This is a genomic window from Streptomyces griseus subsp. griseus, assembly GCF_000720255.1.
GTDB classification, from domain to species: domain Bacteria; phylum Actinomycetota; class Actinomycetes; order Streptomycetales; family Streptomycetaceae; genus Streptomyces; species Streptomyces griseus_I.
In genome coordinates this window covers 260,128-282,227 of record NZ_JOJE01000001.1, presented here as the reverse complement: position 1 = coordinate 282,227, position 22,100 = coordinate 260,128, and the positions used below count along the sequence as shown (strand labels likewise).

At 71.5% G+C, this 22,100-nt stretch carries 22 protein-coding genes; 14 read left to right on the top strand and 8 right to left on the bottom strand.

The window, feature by feature from the left end; all coding sequences use genetic code 11:
* Nucleotides 1-23: 23 nt before the first annotated feature.
* A complete protein-coding gene (gene pgfA / locus IG99_RS01305) occupies nucleotides 24-1,016 on the top strand; it encodes a cell envelope lipid trafficking protein PgfA (protein WP_037668693.1) in 993 nt (330 codons plus the stop codon).
* On the opposite strand, the gene hrpB is transcribed toward pgfA, so the two are convergent.
* Entirely contained in the window at nucleotides 1,006-3,537 is a 2,532-nt protein-coding gene (hrpB, locus tag IG99_RS01300) for an ATP-dependent helicase HrpB (protein ID WP_037668691.1), read from the bottom strand. The genes pgfA and hrpB overlap by 11 nt on opposite strands.
* Before the next feature lie 110 nt (nucleotides 3,538-3,647).
* Nucleotides 3,648-4,460 (bottom strand): class I SAM-dependent methyltransferase, encoded by an 813-nt coding sequence (locus IG99_RS01295; RefSeq protein ID WP_037668689.1) that lies wholly within the window; start codon nucleotides 4,458-4,460, stop codon nucleotides 3,648-3,650.
* A gap of 364 nt (nucleotides 4,461-4,824) precedes the next feature.
* Between IG99_RS01295 and rpsA the strand changes: the two genes are divergently transcribed.
* The 4 genes from rpsA (at nucleotide 4,825) to IG99_RS01275 (ending at nucleotide 8,556) form a co-directional block, all read left to right on the top strand.
* The gene (rpsA, locus tag IG99_RS01290) at nucleotides 4,825-6,324 is read left to right on the top strand and encodes a 30S ribosomal protein S1 (protein ID WP_037668687.1); all 1,500 of its coding nucleotides are present in this window, start codon (nucleotides 4,825-4,827) and stop codon (nucleotides 6,322-6,324) included.
* 195 nt (nucleotides 6,325-6,519) lie between these two features.
* Nucleotides 6,520-7,458 carry a PAC2 family protein gene (locus IG99_RS01285; protein WP_037668686.1) on the top strand — a complete coding sequence of 313 codons (939 nt, stop codon included), beginning with the start codon at nucleotides 6,520-6,522 and terminating at the stop codon, nucleotides 7,456-7,458.
* A gap of 54 nt (nucleotides 7,459-7,512) precedes the next feature.
* On the top strand, nucleotides 7,513-8,115 hold the full coding sequence (gene coaE / locus IG99_RS01280; RefSeq protein WP_037668684.1) for a dephospho-CoA kinase: 603 nt from the start codon (nucleotides 7,513-7,515) through the stop codon (nucleotides 8,113-8,115).
* Nucleotides 8,116-8,175: 60 nt separating this feature from the next.
* The gene (locus tag IG99_RS01275; protein WP_037668683.1) at nucleotides 8,176-8,556 is read left to right on the top strand and encodes a tetratricopeptide repeat protein; all 381 of its coding nucleotides are present in this window, start codon (nucleotides 8,176-8,178) and stop codon (nucleotides 8,554-8,556) included.
* Between the two features lie 12 nt (nucleotides 8,557-8,568).
* On the opposite strand, the gene IG99_RS01270 is transcribed toward IG99_RS01275, so the two are convergent.
* The gene (locus tag IG99_RS01270; RefSeq protein WP_037668682.1) at nucleotides 8,569-8,835 is read right to left on the bottom strand and encodes a DUF6343 family protein; all 267 of its coding nucleotides are present in this window, start codon (nucleotides 8,833-8,835) and stop codon (nucleotides 8,569-8,571) included.
* Nucleotides 8,836-8,913: 78 nt separating this feature from the next.
* Between IG99_RS01270 and IG99_RS01265 the strand changes: the two genes are divergently transcribed.
* Both IG99_RS01265 and IG99_RS01260 read left to right on the top strand, forming a co-directional pair.
* Nucleotides 8,914-9,813 carry an acyltransferase domain-containing protein gene (locus tag IG99_RS01265; RefSeq protein ID WP_037668681.1) on the top strand — a complete coding sequence of 300 codons (900 nt, stop codon included), beginning with the start codon at nucleotides 8,914-8,916 and terminating at the stop codon, nucleotides 9,811-9,813.
* A 95-nt stretch (nucleotides 9,814-9,908) separates the two neighbouring features.
* A complete protein-coding gene (locus IG99_RS01260) occupies nucleotides 9,909-10,592 on the top strand; it encodes a class I SAM-dependent methyltransferase (RefSeq protein WP_037668677.1) in 684 nt (227 codons plus the stop codon).
* A gap of 70 nt (nucleotides 10,593-10,662) precedes the next feature.
* Here the strand turns inward: IG99_RS01260 and IG99_RS01255 are convergent, their stop codons facing one another.
* Nucleotides 10,663-11,256 carry an RNA-binding S4 domain-containing protein gene (locus IG99_RS01255; protein WP_037668675.1) on the bottom strand — a complete coding sequence of 198 codons (594 nt, stop codon included), beginning with the start codon at nucleotides 11,254-11,256 and terminating at the stop codon, nucleotides 10,663-10,665.
* Between the two features lie 62 nt (nucleotides 11,257-11,318).
* On the opposite strand from IG99_RS01255, the gene IG99_RS01250 reads away from it, so the two are divergent.
* On the top strand, nucleotides 11,319-12,029 hold the full coding sequence (locus IG99_RS01250; protein ID WP_037668674.1) for a uracil-DNA glycosylase: 711 nt from the start codon (nucleotides 11,319-11,321) through the stop codon (nucleotides 12,027-12,029).
* Between the two features lie 37 nt (nucleotides 12,030-12,066).
* A complete protein-coding gene (gene pip / locus IG99_RS01245) occupies nucleotides 12,067-13,032 on the top strand; it encodes a prolyl aminopeptidase (protein WP_037668672.1) in 966 nt (321 codons plus the stop codon).
* Between the two features lie 2 nt (nucleotides 13,033-13,034).
* Here pip and IG99_RS01240 read toward each other — a convergent pair whose 3' ends face one another.
* Nucleotides 13,035-14,486 carry a LamG domain-containing protein gene (locus IG99_RS01240; protein WP_037668670.1) on the bottom strand — a complete coding sequence of 484 codons (1,452 nt, stop codon included), beginning with the start codon at nucleotides 14,484-14,486 and terminating at the stop codon, nucleotides 13,035-13,037.
* Between the two features lie 59 nt (nucleotides 14,487-14,545).
* A complete protein-coding gene (locus IG99_RS01235) occupies nucleotides 14,546-15,211 on the bottom strand; it encodes a GntR family transcriptional regulator (RefSeq protein WP_037668666.1) in 666 nt (221 codons plus the stop codon).
* Between the two features lie 166 nt (nucleotides 15,212-15,377).
* Between IG99_RS01235 and IG99_RS01230 the strand changes: the two genes are divergently transcribed.
* Nucleotides 15,378-16,859: an NCS1 family nucleobase:cation symporter-1 gene (locus IG99_RS01230; protein ID WP_037668663.1), complete on the top strand. Its 1,482-nt coding sequence runs from the start codon at nucleotides 15,378-15,380 to the stop codon at nucleotides 16,857-16,859.
* Between the two features lie 5 nt (nucleotides 16,860-16,864).
* Complete coding sequence (locus IG99_RS01225; RefSeq protein WP_037668661.1) at nucleotides 16,865-17,584, top strand: aspartate/glutamate racemase family protein; 720 nt, start codon at nucleotides 16,865-16,867, stop codon at nucleotides 17,582-17,584.
* 43 nt (nucleotides 17,585-17,627) lie between these two features.
* Here IG99_RS01225 and IG99_RS01220 read toward each other — a convergent pair whose 3' ends face one another.
* Nucleotides 17,628-18,098 carry a GNAT family N-acetyltransferase gene (locus tag IG99_RS01220; RefSeq protein WP_037668658.1) on the bottom strand — a complete coding sequence of 157 codons (471 nt, stop codon included), beginning with the start codon at nucleotides 18,096-18,098 and terminating at the stop codon, nucleotides 17,628-17,630.
* On the bottom strand, nucleotides 18,095-18,538 hold the full coding sequence (locus tag IG99_RS01215; protein WP_051864821.1) for a RidA family protein: 444 nt from the start codon (nucleotides 18,536-18,538) through the stop codon (nucleotides 18,095-18,097). Before IG99_RS01215 ends, IG99_RS01220 begins: the two co-directional genes overlap by 4 nt.
* 205 nt (nucleotides 18,539-18,743) lie before the next feature.
* Here IG99_RS01215 and IG99_RS01210 point away from each other — a divergent pair, with 205 nt between their 5' ends.
* The 3 genes from IG99_RS01210 (at nucleotide 18,744) to IG99_RS01200 (ending at nucleotide 21,998) form a co-directional block, all read left to right on the top strand.
* On the top strand, nucleotides 18,744-19,121 hold the full coding sequence (locus IG99_RS01210) for a hypothetical protein (protein WP_037668655.1): 378 nt from the start codon (nucleotides 18,744-18,746) through the stop codon (nucleotides 19,119-19,121).
* A 34-nt stretch (nucleotides 19,122-19,155) separates the two neighbouring features.
* Complete coding sequence (locus IG99_RS01205) at nucleotides 19,156-19,974, top strand: nucleotidyltransferase domain-containing protein (RefSeq protein WP_051864819.1); 819 nt, start codon at nucleotides 19,156-19,158, stop codon at nucleotides 19,972-19,974.
* A 143-nt stretch (nucleotides 19,975-20,117) separates the two neighbouring features.
* Nucleotides 20,118-21,998 carry an FUSC family protein gene (locus IG99_RS01200; RefSeq protein WP_234311728.1) on the top strand — a complete coding sequence of 627 codons (1,881 nt, stop codon included), beginning with the start codon at nucleotides 20,118-20,120 and terminating at the stop codon, nucleotides 21,996-21,998.
* Nucleotides 21,999-22,100 lie beyond the last annotated feature (102 nt).

Here is a 22,100-nt window from a genome sequence, read left to right as displayed (position 1 = left end):
ACCCGCCCGGGAAGGAGGCCGAGATGCGCCGCAAGGCAAGCCTGATCCTGCTCGCCCTCGCCGTGTTCTTCACGGCACTGTCCCCGCTGACGCGCTGGTACGCCTTCCCCCGCCTGGCCAAGATCCCGGCCGGCCAGTACCAGGACATGGTCCTGGAGGCGAAGAACGCCACCCTCCTCGACTACGGCACCATGCGGGCCCGCAAGGTCCCCAAGGTCACCATCGTGCAGACCCTCAAGGGCAACGTGGAGGCGGCCGAGAAGATCGAGAAGACGGCGGGCAGGGACGTCGTCGTCTGGGACGGCCTCTCCTACATACAAGGCCCCGACGGCAAGATGGTCTCCAAGGTCCCCGAGCGCTACATCTTCGACGCCCACACCCAGGAGCCCGTCCACGCCACCGGCGAGATGGTCGACGGCGACCCCGTCCGACGGGAGGGCATCGAGTTCAAGTGGCCGTTCCTGACGGAGAAACGGGACTACGCGTACTTCGACGCCCAGGCGCGCGTGACCGCCCCCATCCACTACAAGGGCACCCGCACCTTCCGCGGCCTCGAGGTCTACTACTTCGAGCAGACCATCCCCTGGACCCAGGTCAGGATGCCCAGAACCATGCCCGTCCAGGGCATCACGCCCGAGACGGTCGCCAAGACCGGCACGACCCGCTGGTACACCACCGTCCGCAAGTTCTGGGTCGAACCCCTCACCGGTGCCCCGGTCAGGGGCGAGGAGATCCACCAGGAGGAACTGCGCGGCGGCACCCTGCTCGGCGGCCGCGAGAAGGTGACGGCCTTCGCCGGGCACGTGAAGATGCGCGAGGACTACATCGAGCACACGGTCGACCTGGTCAAGTCCAACCGCACAGTGATCCTGCTGATGACGTCGTACCTGCCGTGGGGCTTCCTCACCCTGGGCGTCCTGCTCCTGTCCCTCTCCCTCTACCTGGAGGCACGCGGACGCCGCCCGGCCGACCCGGCGCCCGCGCGCTCCACCGACCCGGAACCGGTCACCGCCTGAGCCGTGCGCTGGTGTGCCGGGTCGGCTCGGCGGTGGCGGGGTCCTCGGGCCACGGATGCTTCGGATACCGGCCGCGCAGTTCGGCCCGTACGCCCTTGTAGCCGTCCCTCCAGAAGGAGGCGAGGTCGGCCGTGACGGCGGCCGGGCGCCCGGCGGGGGAGAGGAGGTGCACCAGCAGCGGCACACCGGCCACGGTGGGCGAGCGCTCCAGCCCGAACATCTCCTGCAACTTCACGGCGAGGACCGGCTGCTCGGGGTTGCCGTAGTCGATCCGGATCCTGGACCCACTCGGCACGGTGATCCGCTCCGGCGCCAGCTCCTCCAGCCGCCCGGCCTCCCCCGAGGCCCACGGAAGCAGCCGGGACAGCGCGTCCCCGGCGTCGATCCTCGCGAGGTCCGCGCGCCGCCGGGCCCTGCTCAACTCCGGCTCCAGCCAGTCGTCCACACGCGCGTGCAGCGCCTCGTCGGAGACGTCCGGCCAGGGCTCCCCGACGTACAGACGCAGGAAGGCCAGCCGCTGCCGCAGCACGCGCGCCCCCGGCGACCACCGCAACAACCCGAGCCCTCCCTGCCGCAACCCCTCGACCAGCGCGTTCCGTACGAGCCCGGGGTCGGCGTCGGGCAACGGCCGCACCGCCAACTCCACCACCCCCAGCCGCTCCACCCGACGCGCCACGACGTCCCCGCCGGCCCAGCGCACCTCGTCCCGCTCGTCGAGGAACGCCCCCGCCGCGACCCGCGCGACCCCCTCGTCCACGCCCACTCCGAGCTGCACACGCGCGTGCCCCTTCCCGACCGGCCGGTCCGCCACGGCGACAGCGACCCAGCCCGCACCCCGCAAACCGCTCCCCTCCCGCAGCTCGGCCCGTGTACCGGACACCATGAGCAGTGACCCCCCGTCGACCCGCGCCACCCGCTCGGGAAACGCGAGAGCGACGACGACCCCCACAACCCCGTCGTCAGTCCGCGACACGAGCCCCGCGCCGCCTCCTGGAGCCACCTCGCCCAGCTCCTCGGCCGTGGCGACGGCCCGCAGTCGCCGTACCTCCGCCCGCCAGCGCCGCGCGTACGCGTCACCCCCGCGCCGGGCCGCCCGCAACGCGACCGTCAGATCATCGCCGTACTCCCGCGGAGCCTCCTCGCTCAACAGCGCCACCACCTCCGCGGCCCGCTCCGCTCCCACCACCGGCGCGGAGTCCAGCAACGCCCGCCCCAGCCGGGGATGCAACCCCACGCGCGCCAGCCGCACCCCCCGCTCCGTGGCCCGCCCGGCGGAATCGACCGCCCCGACCGCCGTCAGCACGCTCCGTGCCGCCGCCATCGCCCCGCCCGGCGGTGGATCCAGCAACGCGAGCCCGGAGGCGTCCGGATCCCCCCAGCACGCCGCCTGGAGGGCGAACGCCGTCAGATCGGCCACCTTGATCTCGGGCGACGGGAACCGCGGCAGACGCGCGTCCTCCGCCTCCGCCCAGCACCGGTACACCGCCCCCGGCGCCTCACGCCCGGCCCGCCCCGCCCGCTGCCGCCCCGCCGCCTGCGAGGCCCGTACCGTCGTCAGCGCGCTCAACCCGCGCGCGTGGTCCACGCGCGGCTCGCGCGCCAGCCCCGAGTCCACGACCACCCGCACCCCGGGAACCGTCAGCGACGACTCCGCGACGGAGGTGGTGAGCACGACCCGGCGCCGCACCCCCGCGGACAGCACCGCGTCCTGCACGGCCGCCGGCGCCCGCCCGTGCACCTGGAGCACCTCCACGTCCCCGGCCGACTCCCCGAGCTGCCCGGCGACCCGTGCGATCTCCCCCACGCCCGGCAGGAAGCACAGGACGTCCCCCGCCCGTTCGGCCAGCGCCCGCCGCACCACCGACGCCACGTGCGTCAGCAGCGCCGGGTCGACACGCATCCCGTGCGGCGGCCGAACCGGACGTACCGGCGGCGCCCAGATCACTTCCACCGGATGCGCGGCACCCTCCGCCGTCACCACCGGCGCCCCGCCCAGCAGCCGCGCCCACCCCTGAGCGTCGGTGGTCGCCGACGCGGCCACCAGACGCAGCTCCGGCCGCAGTGTCTCCCGTACGTCCCACAGGAAGGCCGCCGCCGTGTCGGCGTCCAGGTGCCGCTCGTGGCACTCGTCGAGCACCACCACGTCGACGCCGGTGAGTTCCTGGTCCCGTTGCAGCCGCTGGAGCAGCACGCCGGTCGTGACGACCTCCACGCGCGCGCGGCGACCCACCACCCGCTCACCGCGCACGGTGTAACCGACGCTCTCGCCGACCTTCTCGCCCAGCAGCCACGCCATCCGCCGGGCCGCCGCCCGCGCCGCGATCCGCCTCGGCTCGGCCACGACCACGCGCCGCGCCGGCCCCCCACCGAGCAGCCCCGCCAGCGCCAGCGGCACCAGGGTCGTCTTACCGGTACCGGGCGGCGCCACCAGCACGGCGGTCCCGTGCCCCTCCAGGGCGTCGTTCAGCGCGGGCAGGGCACCACGCACGGGCAGTGCGTCCAGGGCGTCGTAACGGATCACGCCCCTAGTGTCGTACGCCCCGCGAAACGCCCCCTACGCGCGCGTGCCCGCCCCCTACGCGCGCGTGCCCGCCCCCTACGCGCGCGTGCCCGCCCGCTCGCGGAAGAACTTCAGTCCCGCTCGCACACGAAGACGGCCGTCCCCGGGATCAGGTTCCCGCGCAGCGGTGACCAGCCGCCCCACTCCGACGTGTTCCAGTCGGGCCACTCCGGCTCGACGAGGTCGACGAGGCGGAAGCCGGAGGTCACGATGTCGCGGACACGGTCACCGAGCGTCCTGTGGTGCTCGACGTACACCGCGTGGCCGTCCTCGTCCTGCTCGACGTACGGCGTGCGGTCGAAGTAGGAGGCGGACACCGTCAGCCCCTCGGGGCCCGGCTCGTCCGGGAACGCCCAGCGGACCGGGTGGGTGACCGAGAAGACGAAGCGGCCGCCCGGACGCAGCACCCGGCGCACCTCACGCAGGACGAGGCGCGGGTCCGCCACGAACGGCAGCGCCCCGTACGCCGAGCACGCCAGGTCGAAGGAGGCGTCGGCGAAGGGCAGCGCGCCCGCGTCGGCGCACACCAGAGGGAACGCTCCGCCGATGCGCAGCGCGTGCTGGAGCTGACGGTGGGAGAGGTCCAGAGCGACCGGACGGGCCCCCTGCGCGGACAGCCAGCGCGAGCACTGGGCGGCGCCCGCGCCGATCTCCAGGACGTCCTTGCCCTTCAGCTCCTCCGGCGGGCCCAGCAGCTCGGCCTCCACCTCGTCGAGGCCCTCCGGGCACCACACGAAGCGGTCGTCGCCGAGGAAGGTGCCGTGTTCGACCTGGTACTCGTCCGCGTTCCGGTCCCACCAGCCCCGACTGGCTCGGGAGCTCTCCGTGACATCGGCCTCACGCCGGGTGGCTTCCGGTTCGAACGCATCGGACTCTTGGATGATCGGCTCCCTCGTCGTACTCTTCCGTTCATCCCGTCACGGGCGTGTCGCGGGAGAGGTCTTTGCGGCCTGCCTGGCCTCGCGGAACGTTTCTTGTGCCGGTTATGCGGCGATCCGCCCCGGGTGTGCGCCTTCGCGCATTGACCCCGCCTGGCTGCCCCCGTATGCTACAAGTTGCGCTGCGGGCCTGCGCACCTCAGACGTAGCAGGCTGCGCTCGCATCTGTTGTATGTCCCCTCGGTTGTCGAGGCGCCACCTGTGGTTTTGTGTGGCGCTTCCTTGGCTGTCCGGCTTCTGCAGAGCGAAACGGGCTCCCGGCGTAAGCAGTACCTACGACTTCAATGTCCGTACCGGAGCCCTTTCCCACATGACGAGCAGCACCGAGACCACCGCCACCACCCCGCAGGTAGCGGTCAACGACATCGGTAACGAGGAAGCCTTCCTCGCCGCGATCGACGAGACGATCAAGTACTTCAACGACGGCGACATCGTCGACGGCGTCATCGTGAAGGTCGACCGGGACGAGGTCCTGCTCGACATCGGTTACAAGACCGAAGGCGTTATCCCGAGCCGCGAGCTCTCGATCAAGCACGACGTCGACCCCAACGAGGTCGTCGCCGTCGGTGACGAGATCGAGGCCCTTGTTCTCCAGAAGGAGGACAAGGAAGGCCGCCTGATCCTCTCGAAGAAGCGCGCCCAGTACGAGCGTGCCTGGGGCACCATCGAGAAGATCAAGGAAGAGGACGGGATCGTCACCGGTACCGTCATCGAGGTCGTCAAGGGTGGTCTCATCCTCGACATCGGCCTCCGTGGCTTCCTCCCGGCCTCCCTGGTCGAGATGCGCCGCGTCCGCGACCTCCAGCCCTACGTGGGCAAGGAGCTCGAGGCCAAGATCATCGAGCTGGACAAGAACCGCAACAACGTGGTCCTGTCCCGCCGTGCCTGGCTGGAGCAGACCCAGTCCGAGGTCCGCCAGACGTTCCTCACGACCCTCCAGAAGGGTCAGGTCCGTTCCGGTGTGGTCTCCTCGATCGTCAACTTCGGTGCCTTCGTGGACCTGGGTGGCGTCGACGGTCTGGTCCACGTGTCCGAGCTTTCCTGGAAGCACATCGACCACCCCTCCGAGGTCGTCGAGGTCGGCCAGGAGGTCACGGTCGAGGTCCTCGACGTCGACATGGACCGCGAGCGCGTCTCCCTGTCGCTGAAGGCGACCCAGGAAGACCCGTGGCAGCAGTTCGCCCGCACCCACCAGATCGGCCAGGTCGTGCCCGGCAAGGTCACGAAGCTGGTTCCGTTCGGTGCGTTCGTCCGCGTGGACGAGGGCATCGAGGGTCTGGTCCACATCTCCGAGCTGGCCGAGCGCCACGTGGAGATCCCGGAGCAGGTCGTCCAGGTCAACGACGAGATCTTCGTCAAGGTCATCGACATCGACCTCGAGCGTCGTCGCATCAGCCTCTCGCTGAAGCAGGCCAACGAGTCCTTCGGTACCGACCCGGCCTCGGTCGAGTTCGACCCGACCCTGTACGGCATGGCCGCGTCCTACGACGACCAGGGCAACTACATCTACCCCGAGGGCTTCGACCCCGAGACCAACGACTGGCTCGAGGGCTACGAGACCCAGCGCGAGGCGTGGGAGACCCAGTACGCCGAGGCGCAGACCCGCTTCGAGCAGCACCAGCAGCAGGTCATCAAGTCCCGCGAGGCGGACGAGAAGGCCGCTGCCGAGGGCGGCGACGCGGCGGGTGCGGCTCCGGCCGCCGGTGGCGGCGGTTCGTACTCCTCCGAGGGCCCGGACAACTCCGGTGCGCTGGCCTCGGACGAGGCGCTGGCCGCGCTGCGGGAGAAGCTGGCGGGCGGGCAGAGCTGAACGCCCACTGAGCAGTAACCCTTGACTGAGGGGCCGTACCTTTCGAGGTGCGGCCCCTCAGGCGTTTTCAGGGCACGGTCCTGCTTCTCTCCCCGCCCCGGCACTCTCGATCTGGCTGATCAAGAGTGCCGGGGCGGGGAATGCCCGTGCCTCCACGCGCGTTGAGACGTATGAACACGAGGAGGAGCGGTCCAAGTGCTTGATCCGCAGGGTTTGTACGCATGGGAGCCGAAGGGGCTGGACGTCGTCGACGTGGCGCTGGCTCAGGAGTCGGCCGGACTTGTCATGCTCTACCACTTCGACGGATACATCGACGCGGGCGAAACCGGCGACCAGATCGTCGACCGGCTCCTCGACTCGCTGCCCCACCAGGTCGTCGCCCGCTTCGACCACGATCGGCTCGTGGACTACCGCGCCCGCCGCCCGCTGCTGACCTTCAAGCGCGACCGGTGGAGCGGGTACGAGGAGCCGGCCATCGAGGTGCGGCTCGTACAGGACGCCACCGGGGCGCCCTTCCTGCTGCTGTCGGGTCCGGAGCCGGACGTGGAGTGGGAGCGCTTCGCCGCGGCCGTCCAGCAGATCGTGGAGCGGCTCGGCGTACGCCTCTCCGTGAACTTCCACGGCATCCCGATGGGCGTCCCGCACACCCGGCCCGTCGGCCTGACCCCGCACGGCAGCCGCACGGACCTCGTCCCGGGCCACCGCAGCCCCTTCGACGAGGCGCAGGTCCCCGGTAGCGCCGAGGCCCTCGTCGAGTACCGCCTCATGGAGGCCGGGCACGACGTCCTGGGCGTCGCGGCGCACGTGCCGCACTACATCGCCCGCTCCCCGTACCCGGACGCGGCGCTGACCGTCCTGGAGGCGGTCACGGCCGCGACCGGACTGGTCCTTCCCGGCATCGCGCACTCCCTGCGCACGGACGCCCACCGCACCCAGACGGAGATCGACCGGCAGATCCAGGAGGGCGACGAGGAACTCACCGCCCTCGTCCAGGGCCTTGAGCACCAGTACGACGCCGCGGCCGGCGCGGAGTCCCGGGGCAACATGCTCGCCGAGCCGGTCGACATCCCCTCCGCGGACGAGATCGGGCTGGAGTTCGAGCGGTTCCTGGCGGAGCGGGAGGGGGACGGCTGACGCGGCCGACTCCCACCGGGTCGGCGGCCGACGGCAGGCCCTAAGCTTCCGCTCATGCTGAAGATTGGCCTGACCGGCGGTATCGGGTCCGGTAAGAGCGAGGTGTCGCGACTGCTCGTCGAGTGCGGTGCGGTGCTGGTCGACGCGGACCGCGTCGCGCGCGAGGTCGTCGCGCCCGGGACTCCCGGGCTCGCGGCGATCGTCGACGCCTTCGGAGCGGAGGTGCTGGCGGCGGACGGCAGTCTGGACCGCCCCAGGCTGGGCTCGATCGTCTTCGCCGACCCCGACAAGCGGGCCGTCCTGAACGCGATCGTGCACCCCCTGGTGGGCGCGCGCTCCCGCGAACTCGAGGCCGCCGCCCCCGAGGACGCCGTCGTCGTCCACGACGTCCCGCTTCTCGCGGAGAACGGCCTCGAATCGCTCTACGACGTGGTGATCGTCGTTGACGTCGCCCCCGAGACCCAACTGGACCGGCTCGTACGGCTGCGCGGGATGACCGAGGCGGACGCACGCGCGCGCATGGCCGCGCAGGCCACACGCGAGAAGCGCAGGGAGATCGCGGACATCGTCATCGACAACGACGTACCGCTCGAGGAACTGCGGCGGCGGGTGCGCGAGGTGTGGGCGGAGCTGTCGGAGCGTGCGTCGGCGCCCTGACGGGGGAATATCAGCCACGACCACGGCGTTGAACGGGTCGTGTGAGGGAAGGACTTTTCCGTGCCCGATACCAGCGGTTCGACCGGACGTTCTCCGGAGACTCACGTCATCGACTACCGTGCCGCCGAGCAACTGCTCGCCGCACGGGACCCGCGGGGTGCGGTGAAGCTGCTCGACGGTGTCATCGCCGCGCACCCCGAGAACACCGCCGCCCGGCTGCTGCGCGCGCGTGCCTTCTTCGCGGCCGCGCAACTTCGGCCCGCCGAGCTTGAGTTCACCATCGTCCTGGAGCGTGAGCCGGACAACGCGTTCGCGCACTTCGCACTCGCCCGCACCTACGAGCGTCAGGGCCGCGAGGACCAGGCCAAGCGGCACTTCCGCCTGGCGGCCGCCCTGGACCCGAACCCGCAGTACCTGAAGGCCGCCCGCTTCGACTCGTGAACACCGCTCGCGCTACGGGTGGTGCTGCCGGGGCGGATCGTACGGTGGGATGTCGCGGCCCGGCTGATAGTGCGGGCCCTGTTTGATGTGCCTGAGGATCATCGTCATGTCGACGGTGATCACGATCCAGAGCACCCCGCAGGCGGCGGCCCATCCGGGACGCCCGGCGAGCGCGAACGCGGCCGTCCCGAAGATCGCCCAGAGGAACCCCCACACGGCCAGCCAGAAGCGGACCCGCAGCGCACTGCGAGCCGTCGTCGGCTCACTGCCCGTACGCATCACTGATCAGTACTCCTCCTTGCAACGTACTCTTCGGTGCGGACGTTCTCCAAGCCGTCCCAGTAGGGGGTTCACCGCGTGCTTCCGGACGCAGACGAACTGGCCGAGGTCCTTGTCGACCTGGCCGTACCGCACGAGGACATCAATGACGTCATACGTATGAGCCGACGGGTGACGGACGACCCGGAGCTGCTGCACGCCCTGAAGCAGGCCGTCGGGGAGCTGGTCGGGGACATGGGCGAGATCCGCGGGACGGTCGACCTCCCGGACCTCGACTGGCCGTCCGGTCCCCTCCAGCGCTTCTTCCCGCTGTACGTCCTCGTCGCGGCCCTGCCGGATGTGCGGGCGTATCACAAGGAGCGGGGCGTACCGGCGGAGGTCGCCCGGCGCACCCTGGCCGACGTCGGCCGCAATATCGCGGCCCACCGCAGGACGTACGGCATGGGCGGGGTGCTGGTGCCGCGCTGGCTGACGCTGCACTTCCACGGTGAGCTGTACCAACTGGGGCGGCTGCAGTTCCAGCGCGACCGGGTCGGCCGGCGGGCCGGGGCCGCCATCGAGGCGGCGGGGTTCGGCAGCGGTCCCGGGGACCTCGGTCTGGGGATGCACATACCCGACTTCCTCGGGCCGTTGACCAGGGAGGCCTGTGACCGGTCCCTCGCGCTGGCACGGGAGTTCTTCGCCCGCCACTACCCCGAGGAGCCCTACCGGGCGGTGACGTGCGCTTCGTGGCTGCTCGACCCGCAGCTCAGGCAGTACCTGCCGGAGGACTCCAACATCGTCCGCTTCCAGGAACGGTTCCGCGTCAGCCACATGGCGACGGAGGCGGAGGACGACACACCGATCCGCTTCGTCTTCGGCACGGACGACGTGCCGCTCGACAGGCTGCCCCGCAGGACCGTCCTCCAGCGGGCGATCGTGGACCACCTGCGGGCGGGCGGCCACTGGTACGTGGGGCACGGCTGGTTCCCGCTGTAACAGCTGCCTCCGCTCCTGCCACTCGAACGGGTGAACTGGGCCCGGGTGGGAACGGCCGTGCGGAGAGCGGCCGTTGTGGGGGCATGGAGCTGAAAATGCGTACGGGACATCAGGGGACGGGGCCCGGGACCATCACCCCGGACGGTTGTGCGGTCGAGCTGTACTCACGACTGCCTGTCGGAGCAGAGCCGGACATCATCGCGGCGGCGGTGCCCGCGGGGGCCCGCATCCTCGAACTGGGCTGCGGGGTGGGTCGCATGACCCACCCACTGCTGGAGCGCGGCTTCGCGGTCACGGCGGTGGACGAGTCCCCGGGGATGCTGGAGCGCGTCCGGGGCGCGCGCACGATACTCAGTCCGATCGAGGACCTCGACCTCGGCGAGACGTTCGACGTGGTGCTGTTGGCGTCGTTCCTCGTTCACACCGGAGACGTCGAGGTACGACGCGGGCTGCTGCGTACCTGTTTACGCCACCTCGCCGACGGAGGCTGCGTATTGATCCAACGGGAGGGCGAGGACTACCACAGCGACCTGCCACGCCAACGTGTCGACCCGACCGGCTTCACCGTGCGGACCCTGTCGTCGGACCCGGTCGGCGACGGCGTCAACTCGGTCCGCGTGGAGTACGAGTTCCCGGACGCCACCTGGACACAGACCTTCCGGGCGCGGCCGATGACCCCGGAGGCGTTCGAGGAGGCGCTCGCGGAGCAGGGCCTGAGAGTGCACGGATACCTGACGGAGGACCGGACCTGGGTGAGGGCGATGCCGGTGAGTCCCTGAGCACCGGCCGCCCCGGCACGGCATCCGACGAGACGGCTCACCCTGATCGCCCACGCCCCACCCCGTCGGCTCAGCGCCCACCTGGGCGGTCACCCCGGCCGCCAGGGTTGCCTGGGTACCCGCCCGGGGCGCCCTGAGTGCCCGGCCCGCCCGGTCCACCGAGGCCGCGAAGGCGTTCCAGCTCGCGCCGGTCGCGCTTGGTCGGGCGACCCGCACCGCGGTCCCGGATGCCGGCGGGGGCGACGGTCTCGCGGGGCGGGGGCGGAGGGCTGTTGTCGATGAAGCACTGGACGGCGACCGGGGCGCCGACCCGCTTGCGGATGAGGCGCCTGACGACGACGACCCGCTCGCGGCCCTCGTGCCGGAGGCGGACCTCGTCGCCGACGCGCACGGAGTACGCGGGCTTCACGCGCTCCCCGTTCACCCGCACATGCCCGCCCTTGCAGGCGGCGGCCCCCTGGGAGCGGGTCTTGATCAGACGCACCGCCCAGATCCAGCTGTCGATGCGCACGCTCTCCCCACCGGCCGGCCCGGCGGCCTCGGCGGCGGCCACCGCTGCGGCGGGTTCCGGGCCGGCGAGGGGCGCGTCGGCCGGCCGTGGGGCCTCGCGCGGGGGCTCGCCCGTTCCGTCCGTCGTGTCGTGGTCCGCACCCTCAGAAGCCATGTTTTGACCTTAGCCTCCGGAGCGGATCGGAGCGCCGGTGGCGTAGGTCCTACGGTGGGGGCATGGACAGTACCCCCAGCGCGGGCATCGCAGATCTGGATCAGCGCATCGCCGGGTGCCGGGCCTGCCCGCGGCTGGTCGAGTGGCGGGAGGAGGTGGCCAGGACCAAGCGGGCCGCGTTCACAGGGTGGACGTACTGGGGCAGGCCCGTACCGGGCTTCGGACCCGCGGACGCCCGCATGCTGATAGTGGGGCTCGCTCCCGCCGCGCACGGCGGGAACCGCACGGGACGGATGTTCACCGGGGACCGGTCGGGGGACGTGCTGTACCAGGCGTTGTACGACGTGGGGCTGGCGAACCAGCCGGGCTCGGTGAGCGCCGACGACGGCCTGGAACTGCACGGGGTGCGGGTCACCGCACCGGTGCACTGCGCGCCGCCCGCGAACAAGCCCACCCCCGAGGAGCGGGACACCTGCCGGTCGTGGCTGGTGCAGGAACTGCGGCTGCTCAGGCCGACCCTGAGGGTCGTGGTCGTGCTGGGGGCCTTCGGCTGGCAGGCGGCGCTGCCCGCGTTCACGGAGGCGGGCTGGAGCGTGCCCCGGCCTCGCCCGGCCTTCGCCCACGGCACGCGGGTCTCCCTGGACGGACTCGACCTCTTCGGCTGCTTCCACGTCAGCCAGCGCAACACCTTCACCGGCCGGCTGACACCCGAGATGTTGCGGGAGGTGCTGGGTACGGCGGCGGGGGTGGCCGGTCTGCCGGGGCGTAATTGAGGGGACCGCGGCGGTGTCCGGATCGTAAGGTGCGCGGATGGGTCTGTATGCGGAGATCGAACCGTACGAGCAGGGGATGCTGGATGTCGGTGACGGCAACAGCGTGTACTGGGAGACCTGCGGGAACCCGCGCGGCAAGCCGGCGCTGGTACTGCACGGGGGGCCGGGGTCGGGAAGTTCGCCGTACTTCCGGCGCTTCTTCGACCCGGACGTGTATCGGATCGTGCTGCTCGACCAGCGGGGTTGCGGTCGGTCCACGCCGCACGCGAGCGTGTACGGCACCGACATGAGCGTCAACACGACGGCCCATGTCATGGCCGACCTGGAGGTGCTGCGGCGGCATCTGGGGATCGGGCGGTGGCTGGTGTGGGGGGTGTCCTGGGGTTCGGTGCTGGGGCTGAGGTACGCGCAGACGCATCCCGGGGTGGTGTCGGAGCTGGTCCTGACGGGGGTGGCGACCGGGTCCGCTCCGGAGGTCGCCCTGTTGACCCGGGGATTGGGGAAGATCTTCCCGGAGGCATTCGAGCGATTTCTCGGCGAGCTGCCCGCGGGGGAGCGGGACGGCGATCTCGCGGCCGCCTACAACCGGCTGCTCGAGTCGCCCGACCGAACGGTGCGGGAGCGGGCGGCGCGGGCCTGGACGGACTGGGAGACGGCGACGATTCCCGCGCCGCCGGGGTCCGTCGAGCGCTTCGAGGACCCGGTGTTCCGCATGGCCTTCGCCCGCACGGTCACGCACTACTTCGGCAACGACCACTTCATGGGCGAGGGCAACGACGAGGGCGTGGTGCTCCGGGACGCCCCCGCGCTGAAGGACGTCCCGGGCACCCTCGTCCAGGGCGGCCTGGACTTCGGCAACCTCCTCGGCATCGTGTGGCGGCTCCACCACGCCTGGCCCGGCAGTGAGTTGGTCGTCGTCGACGAGGTGGGGCACAACGCCGGCGCTCCGGACATCGTCGAGGCCCTGGTGGCGGCGACGGACAAGTACGCCCGGCGCCGCTGACCTCAGAGCGGTCGGGCCGCCGCGATCGGCCGCTTGTCGGTGGTGAACGAATCGCTGTTGACGCTCCACCGGTAGCGGCAGAACCTTCCGGTGGCGTTGTCGGCGTAGAACGTCATGTGGCCGATGCCGACGCCCTCGAAGTTCTTCACGTCGTCGACCATGCGGGTGTCCGGGAAGGCGGCGTAGGTGGGCCTGGCGTAGATCCCGTGCGGGTCCGCCGTGCAGTCGACGACCTCGACGGCGTACTGCGTCTCGCCGCTGTAGGTCGCGGAGCCGGTGTAGACGCCCTTGACCTGACGGACCATCACGATGTGCCCGGTACTGCCCTCGACGGTGTCCTGGTAGTCGACCGCGACGAGGTCGCCCGGCTGGAGGTCGGTGACCTTGCGGATCGGCTGGAAACGGGGGCCGGCCGTGCCGCCGGCGAATGCGCGCCGGTAGTCGGCGGCCTCGGGGATGCGGTCGTCGAAGTACTGCTTGAAGTAGTCGTCGGTCGCCCATGCGTAGCTGTGCTTGAGCACCCAGGTGAGGAAGGACGAGCAGCGGGCGTGCGAGACCCAGGTGGTGAGGTCGGTGGGGGTTCCCCAGGTGACCAGTGACGGTGAGCCGATCAGATAGCGGTTGTTGTCGATGGCCGTCTTGCCGCTGATCAGCCCGACCTCCGCGGCGGTCAGGGCGCGGTCGTAGGCCCGTACGTCGTCGATGGAGCCCTTGAAGCGGTTGACGGGCGCGCTGTCGTAGCGGGCGCGGCCGATGTTGAAGCCCTCGGTCGCGGCCCAGGCGACGGCGGCGTCGGCGCTGTTCTGCAACGCCCCGTCGACGTAGAGGTGGATGCGCGTGCCGTCCCACACGCCGGTGAGGTGGGTCCACCGCCCGGGCTCGGCGGTGCCGGTGGAGACGGCGGATGTCTTGACGCTCTGGTCGGCGCTGCGCACCTTGAAGGCCCACGTGCCCACCGTGTCGTCGTACTGGAGCAGGAAGCGGCTCGCCATGGCGCCGTCCTGGCTGACGGCGGTGTACATGTTGGCCTTGTCGGCCGTCTCCGACAGGCGCACCCAGGCCGAGACCGTGAACGGGGCGGTGGTGTCGAGGACGGAGCCGGTGGCGGCGTACCCGCTGGGGCTTCCGTCGAGAGTCAGCTCGCTGCCGGCCCGCAGGTCGGTCCAGGACGCGCCCGGGCCGAGGGTGACGGGGTGCTCCCGGCCGGAGCGGTCGGCCGGGGTGCCGTCGAGGGGCCAGTGGCCGATCAGCCCGGCGGTGAGGTGACCGGACGCGAGCAGCCGCTGGTACTGGACCATGCGCTCGGCCTCCGCCAGGTGCGGTGCCGTGACGGGGGTGAACGGAGTGTTCAACGGAGCGTCCGCCGCGGCGGCCCCCGCGCCGCCGGTCACGCCCGTCATCGCACCCACCCCCACGAGTGCGGCTCCGCTCAACAGCCCACGTCTGCTGACCATGTTCTCTCCGTCCCGTTTCGTGGTTCGGGCGCCTCAAGCGTCCGAAGGGTCGGGAGAGTCTAGGCGGACGGGTGTTCGAAATGTGGCCCGAACAAGTGGCGTACCGTCGACCGGTAGTTGGCTCGCACATGGGCGAGGGCGTGGGCGCGTGCCCGTTCGGGGTCGCCGGAGGCGATGGCCTCGTACAGCTCCCGGTGTTCGGTGAGGAGCTGGTGCCATTCCTCGTTCTGCCGGGTGAGCCAGCGCAGGCGGCCGTCGACCGGTTCCATGACGGAGATCAGCAGGTTGTTGCCGGCGAGCGCGAGAATGCGGTCGTGGAAGCGGGTGTTGACGTCGGTGATCGTCTCGGCGTCCCCGGCCGCGGTGGCGCGCGCCGTGCTCTCCAGCAGCTCACGCAGCTCGGCCAGCGCCTGAGGTGTCGCCCGTGAGGCGGCCAGTCCGGCCGCGTACACCTCCAGCGCCTCGCGCAGCTCGAAGAGTTCCTTGACGTCGGTCGGGGTGATCCGGCGCACGACGGTGCGGCGTGGGGTCTCGAACAGGACGAAGCCCTCGGCGACCAGGGCCCGGATCGCCTCTCTGACCGGCACCCGGGACACCCCGAACCGCTCGGCCAGCTCACGTTCGACGAGCCGGTCGCCGGGGCCGAGGCGGCCCGCGATGATGTCCTGCCGCAGGGTCGCCAGGACCCGCTCGCGTACCGCACCGAGCGGTTCGATCTTCGCCATGGGGCCATCTTCGCCGACGCGAGGACTCTTTTACGCGGCCGTAACAGCATGGACATCGGTCAAGAGGGTTGACGGCAGGACCATGACCGCAGTTTGGTATACCAAACACGGTTGCCGTACGAACCGGAATGATGTCCTCCGCCGTCCCCTCGCTTTTGGAGGCCCCGTGTCACTCGCCGATTCCGCCGAAGCCACCGGAGCGCCGGCGTTCGTCCCCGATCCCCGGCTCACCAACGAGGACCTGGCCCCCGCGGGCCGACGCAACTGGAAGGTCTTCGACCTCTTCGCCATGTGGATGTCCGACGTCCACAACCTCGGCAACTACACCTTCGCCGCCGGACTGCTGGTCCTCGGGATGAACGTGTGGCAGGTCTTCACGTCCCTGCTCGTCGGCTTCGTGCTCATCTACATCGGCATGAACTGGATGGGCAGGATCGGCCAGCGCCACGGCGTGCCCTTCCCCGTCGTCAGCCGCATCAGCTTCGGCGTCTGGGGCGCCAACATCCCGGCGCTGATCAGGGCCGTGATCGCCATCATGTGGTACGGCATCCAGACCTATCTGGCGTCCGTGGCCGTGAACGTGATGCTGCTGGCCGCCTGGCCGGGCCTGGAGTCCTGGACGCACCACTCCTTCCTGGGCCTGGACGCGCTCGGCTGGGTGTCCTTCGTGTCGCTGTGGCTGATCCAGGCACTGATCATCAGCCAGGGCATGGAGTCGGTGCGCAAGTTCCAGGACTTCTGCGGCCCCGCGATCTGGCTGGTGATGATCGCGCTGGCGATCTGGATCCTCGCCAAGGCCGACTGGAGCATCTCGCTCACCTCCACCCCGCACCCGGTGTCGGTCGGCGAGCAGTGGCGGCAGTGGTTCGGCGCGATCGGTCTGATCCTGGCCACGTACGGCACGCTGATGCTCAACTTCTGCGACTTCTCGCGCTTCGCCCCCGACTACAGAACCGTCCGGCGCGGCAACTTCTGGGGCCTGCCCATCAACTCGACGGCGTTCGTCGTCGTCTCGGTCATCGTCACGGCCGGCTCGCTGGAGGTGTTCGGCCAAGCCATCACCGACCCGGCCGAGCTCGTCGCCAAGGTCGGCAACACCTGGGTGCTCGTGGTGGCCGCGTTCACCTTCGCCGTCGCCACCATGGGCGTCAACATCGTCGCCAACTTCGTCTCACCGGCGTACGACCTGGCCAACGTCTGGCCGCAGAAGATCACCTTCAGGGTCGGCGGCATGATCAGCACCGTCGCGGCGCTCCTGGTGACCCCGTGGAACCTCTTCTCCAACCCCACGGTCGTCAACTACTTCCTCGGCGGCCTCGGCGCCTTCCTCGGACCGCTGTTCGGCGTGATCATGGTCGACTACTACTGGGTCAAGCGCGGCCGCGTCGACACCGAGGAGCTCTTCGACGCCCGGCCCGGCTCCCGCTACTACTACCGCAACGGCGTCAACCCCAGGGCGCTGTGGGCGTTCCTGCCGTCGGCGGCGGTCGCGGCGGTGCTGGCGCTGGTGAAGACGTTCAGCGATGTGGCCCCGTACTCCTGGTTCATCGGCACGGCGCTCGCCGCCGGCCTGTACGCGGTGCTGTGCAGGTCGCAGCGCGGCGCGCCCGAGATCGTTCCCGACAGCGCCGAACCCGTGGAGGCATGAGAAACGTGCGGATCGTCGTCACCAACTGCAACACCACGCAGGAGATGACCGAGGAGATCGTACGAGGTGCCCGGGCCGCCGCAGGCCCGGGCACCGCCGTGACCGGACTGACCCCGGCCTGGGGACCCGAGTCCGCCGAGGGCTGGCTCGACAGCTACCTCTCGGCCGCCGCCGTCCTCGACACCCTGCGGACGTACGACGGGCCGCCGTACGACGCCGTCGTCATGGCGGGCTTCGGCGAGCACGGGCGCGAGGGCGTGCGGGAGCTGGTCGGCGTACCGGTCGTCGACATCACCGAGGCGGCGGCGCATCTGGCGTGTCTGCTCGGGCGGCGGTACGGCGTCGTCACCACGCTGGAGCGGACGTGCGGCCAGATCGAGGACAGCCTGGCGCTGGCCGGGGTGGGCCGCAACTGCGCCGCCGTGGTCGGCACGGGCCTCGGTGTCCTCGACCTCGGCGACGCCGAACGCACCGAGGCGGCGTTCCTGACGGCCGCCGAACGGGCCAGGGACGCGGGTGCCGAGGTGCTGGTGCTGGGCTGTGCGGGGATGACCGGCCTGCAACGGGCGGTGGGGGAGAAGCTGGGCCTGCCGGTCGTCGACGGGGTCGCGGCGGCGGTCAAGCTCGCGGAGTCACTGGTCGCGCTGGGACTGCGCACGAGCCGGGCGGGGAGCTACGCACGGCCGCTGCCCAAGCGCCGGGAGTGGGGGGCCGCCGCGGACTGACATGACTGGGCGGCCGCCCACGCGTCATCGCCCCCCGGACCGCTCAGTCATGAGCCCCGGGCTGCCAGACGTACCGCACATCGGGTTCCCGCTCCTCGTTGTCCCCGCCGTCCGTGTACGTGTCGGCGCGGAAGCCGTGCCGCTCGTAGAAGCGCCGGGCGGGCTCGTTGACCTGGAAGGTCCACAGCGACAGCCCGTCCGGCCTGCGCTCCTTGGCGAGCGCGACGAACCGGTCGCCGATGCCGCGCCCACGCCACGTGGGATCCAGGTAGAGCTGGGACAACAACTCCTCGTCGAGCACCATCACCCCCACGATCGCGCCCCCGGCCTCGGCCACCCACGTCTCGCGCAGCGGCACCAGCACATGCCGGAAGTACGCGTGCACCTCGTCGTCGGAGCGTGGCCTGACGACCGTGGGCAGCGCGGCGGTGAAGGAACGCAGCCACACGTCGGCCACCGCGGCGGCGTCCGGGGTGGCGGCGCGGCGCAGTTCGACGGTGCCGTCGGCGCTCATGGGCGGGCGCCCTGCGGTCCGTCGGCGGCCGTGGCCGGGCCCTCCGGTACGACGGCGGTCGCGGTGATCTCGACGAGCTGGCCCGCGTATCCGAGGCAGGCGACCCCGAGGAGTGTCGACGCGTGGGGTCCGATGCTGAGCCCGGACGCCTCGACGACCTCCCAGACGGCCGAGAGCACCGAGGTCTCGGCGCTCACCACGTACACGTCCGTCGACACCACGTGCGCCAGATCGCTGCCGACCGCGCGCAGTTGCTCCTCCAGGTTGGCCATCACCTGCTCGGCCTGTCGTACCGGATCCCCCGGCCCCACCAGCTTCCCGTCGCCGTCGAGCGGGACGGAACCGGCGAGGAAGGCGAGCTTCGTGCCGGCCTCGACGACACAGGCGTGGGAGTAGGTGGGCGGAGGGAAGAGAGCGGGGACGGTGACGCGCTGGATCACATCAACTCCTCGGAGACGACCGGGACGACAGGCAACCTGCCGATCATCCGCAGCCGCGCACACCGGCGCATCCGAATTTCGCTCGACAACACCGCCGCCCGGCGCACAAGCTGCCCCCATGCGCAGAAAACTCCTCGGGCGTTTCACAGCGGCGGACTTCTAGCGGGCCACGCCGGAAGTCCCGGCGGGCCCCAGGAGGTCTGCCATGTCCCGCACCGTCCACCACGTCCGCCCCCGACACCGCAAGCACCCCGTGAACTCGTCGCCCCACCCTTGGAGCCTGGACACGGGTCACATCCTCACGGCACTGCGCTACAGCGAGCAGGCGTCGGCCCGTGCCCGACGCGAGCGGCGCCGTCCGGTGCCGACCCTCGTCGTTCGGAGCTTCGTCGCCTACACCTTCCCCCGCAGCCTGAACTCCGACATCAGCGGCCCCTACGAGTCACGGGCGCGCGCCGCCCTCCAGGCCTTCCGTACGACCGCCCGCACGCGCCTGCGCGCCGCCGCACCCGGCGACCTCCTCACCGCGGCCGAGGAACTGGACCACCCGCCGACCCGCCACCGCCACGCCGACCTCTGGTAGGCGCAACGCCTCCGGATCCGCCCCTCCGGCACTGATGTCTCCGGCCCCTCCGCCCTTCCCGACTCCCCGGACCCTGGACTTCTCCTTGAGCTTCCTCGACGACATCGCCGACCGCCTCGTCGTGCTCCCCACCGTCGAAGCCGTGGCCCTGGGGGGCTCCCGCGCCCAGGGAAACCACCGGCCCGACAGCGACTGGGATCTCGCCGTCTACTACCGCGGCCCTTTCGACCCGGCCGACCTGCGGGCCGTCGGCTGGGAGGGCGAGGTCTCCGAGGTCGGGGGCTGGGGCGGAGGTGTCTTCAACGGGGGCGCCTGGCTGACGGTCGACGGGCGACGGGTCGACGTGCACTACCGGGACCTGGACGTCGTAGAGCACGAGCTGGCGGAGGCCCGGGAAGGGCGGTTCCGGGTGGAGCCGCTGTTGTTCCATCTCGCCGGGATCCCCAGTTACCTGGTCGTCGCGGAGCTGGCCCTCAACCGGGTGCTCCGCGGCGAGCTGCCCCGCCCGCGGACCTATCCCGAGCCACTGCGGCGGACCGCCTGCGAGCGCTGGTACGGCACCGCCCGCGCCACCCTCGCCTACGCCACCGCCAACCACGCCCCCACCGGGCGGCGCACGGAGGTCGCCGGAGCCCTGGCCGTCGCCGCCGCGCAGACCGGCCACGCCGTGCTGGCCGCGCGCGGGGAGTGGGTGACGAACGAGAAGCGGCTGCTGGAGCGGGCCGGACTGCGTGAGGTCGACGAGATCGTCTCCGGGCTGGGGTCCGGCGCGGAGTGGTCGCGGGAGCTCGAACGGGCTCGCGGACTCTTCGAACGGTCTGTTGCGGCGGCGCGTGGCGAGTTGCGTTCATAAAGATCGCGGAGTTTCGCCCGAAGTGTCACGCTGCCGAAACCTCAGTGATGCTCCGCCTCCCAGAACTCCTCCTAAGGTGTGGATCACCAGCCCGGCCACCGTCGCCCGAAGGCACACCCCGCCCTCGTCACGACAGGAGCTCCGTGTCTGCGCGCCTGCCCGTTCCCGTTCGCGTATTCGCTCTTCCGCCCTGGATCGCTCACGCGCTGCGTGCCCAGCGCGGACCGGTGCCGTGGAACGCGGTCCTCAGGGGAGCGCTGGCAGGTGGTCCGCTGCTGATCGTGGCCCTGGCCACCGGCCGAGTCCCGCTCGGAGTCGTCGCCGCCGTGGCCGCCATGCTCGCCGGGATCAACGACCGCCCCGGCAGCCGACGGGCATCCGTCCGCCGGATCGGAGGGCCCGCGCTGGCGGGTGCGGTGGGGCTGCTCACCGGGACGTACGCCGGACAGCACCTCTCGGCCGTCCCGCTGACCCTCGTCCTCACCGGACTGGGGCTCGTCGCCGGAAGCGTGAGCGCGGTCGGGCCCGTGGCCTCCGGGGCCGGTACGCAGCTGCTCGTCGCCGCCGCGATCGGGGCCGGGATGCCCCTCCCGGAACCCGGCTGGCAGCGGGCGGTCGCCTTCCTCACGGGCGCCGGCTGGCTGCTGGCGCTGCGGCTCGCGCTGCCCACGCCCGGCTCCCTCGCCGGTGATTTCCGGTTCGACGGGGAGCGGGCCGCCGTAGCACGGGTGTACGAGGCCGTAGCCGACCTGCTCGACGCGGCCGGTGGTGAGCACGCCACCGTTCGCCGTGCCGCGCTCACCGCCGCCCTGGACCACGCGCAGGACGCCCTCACCGGGCCCCGGCTGCGGCGCTGTGCCAGTTCGGCGGCCGAACGGCGGCTGCACAGCCAGTACGCCGCCGCGCTGCCCCTCGCCGAGGCCGCGACCGCGCTCGCCTGGGCCGGGGAGCCCGTCTCCGCGCGTGCCTCCGTGGGACCCCGGCGCCTCGCGGCCGCCGTACGTGGCGGCACGCACACCGGGCCGCTGCCCGCGCCCCACCGGTCGGCGCCCGCACTGCGCGCCCTCGACCACGCCCTGCTGCACGCGGCCGAGGCGTTCGACCAGGGCGAGGGAGGCGATCTGCACACCCGTCGGCGAACCGCCCGGGAGTTGCTGCGCACCGCGTTCGGGATCGGCGGGCGGGAGTACGGCCTGCGCGTCGCCCTCTGCTTCGGGGCCGGCGTCGCCCTCGCACAGGCGCTGCACCACGGTCACTGGTACGGGCAGCACGCGCACTGGTACTGGCTGCCCGCCACCGTCGTCTTCCTCGTCAAGCCCGACCTCGGCCCGCTCGTCTCTCGTGTCCTGTGCCGGGCCGCGGGCACCGTGCTCGGGGCGCTGCTCTTCGCCGGGTTCGCCGCCGTGCTGCCCCGGCCGGAGGGACTCGTCGCGCTCGTCGCCGTCTGCGGTGCCCTCATACCCGTCGCCACCCGGCACTTCGCCGCGCAGACCGCCGTCGTCACCCTGCTCGTCCTCGCCCTGGTCATGATCGGCGGGGAACCGCAGGCCTCCGTCGGCCGGATCGGGGAGACGCTCCTGGCCTGTGTGATCGTGCTGATCGTCGGGCACCTGCCGATGCCGGGGGAGCGCGGCGGGGGCGTGCGGGCCCGGCTTGTCGTGGCGGGCGGTGCCGCAGACGCCTACCTCGTCCATGTGCTCGGCGGCTCCGACGATCGCGCCGCCCGCTGGACCCTGCGGCGGGAGGCCTATCGGACGCTCGCACAGGCCCGTACCGCCATCGCCCTCGCCGCCGCCGAACTGCCCGCCGTGGCCCGGCACACGGAGGGCACCGACGAGGTCGCCGACCTGCTCGAACGGCTTGTCGACACGGCCACCGCGTGCGCCGTGCACCTCGACGACACCGGACGGCTCACACCTCGTCACACCGAGCGGCTCACCGAACTTCTGAGCGAACTCACCGCGCACCGGGCGCGGGTGGGCCTGCGCTCACCCGACGTGCCCGTGCTGCCCCTCGCCGGATGACGTCGGACTCCCTCACGGTTGGACGCGGACGTATCTCACGATCAGTACGACGATCGATACAGGTGGTGTTGTTGACGATCGGAAAGTGATCACGACCTCACA

Coding starts and splice junctions, on each gene's coding strand:
- IG99_RS01250 (WP_037668674.1), top strand. CDS start 11,319: ATGGACAGTACCCCCAGCGCGGGCATCGCAGATCTGGATCAGCGCATC.
- IG99_RS01255 (WP_037668675.1), bottom strand. CDS start 11,256: ATGGCTTCTGAGGGTGCGGACCACGACACGACGGACGGAACGGGCGAG.
- pip (WP_037668672.1), top strand. CDS start 12,067: ATGGGTCTGTATGCGGAGATCGAACCGTACGAGCAGGGGATGCTGGAT.
- IG99_RS01235 (WP_037668666.1), bottom strand. CDS start 15,211: ATGGCGAAGATCGAACCGCTCGGTGCGGTACGCGAGCGGGTCCTGGCG.
- rpsA (WP_037668687.1), top strand. CDS start 4,825: ATGACGAGCAGCACCGAGACCACCGCCACCACCCCGCAGGTAGCGGTC.
- IG99_RS01240 (WP_037668670.1), bottom strand. CDS start 14,486: ATGGTCAGCAGACGTGGGCTGTTGAGCGGAGCCGCACTCGTGGGGGTG.
- IG99_RS01220 (WP_037668658.1), bottom strand. CDS start 18,098: ATGAGCGCCGACGGCACCGTCGAACTGCGCCGCGCCGCCACCCCGGAC.
- IG99_RS01205 (WP_051864819.1), top strand. CDS start 19,156: ATGTCTCCGGCCCCTCCGCCCTTCCCGACTCCCCGGACCCTGGACTTC.
- IG99_RS01270 (WP_037668682.1), bottom strand. CDS start 8,835: ATGCGTACGGGCAGTGAGCCGACGACGGCTCGCAGTGCGCTGCGGGTC.
- pgfA (WP_037668693.1), top strand. CDS start 24: ATGCGCCGCAAGGCAAGCCTGATCCTGCTCGCCCTCGCCGTGTTCTTC.
- IG99_RS01260 (WP_037668677.1), top strand. CDS start 9,909: ATGCGTACGGGACATCAGGGGACGGGGCCCGGGACCATCACCCCGGAC.
- IG99_RS01210 (WP_037668655.1), top strand. CDS start 18,744: ATGTCCCGCACCGTCCACCACGTCCGCCCCCGACACCGCAAGCACCCC.
- coaE (WP_037668684.1), top strand. CDS start 7,513: ATGCTGAAGATTGGCCTGACCGGCGGTATCGGGTCCGGTAAGAGCGAG.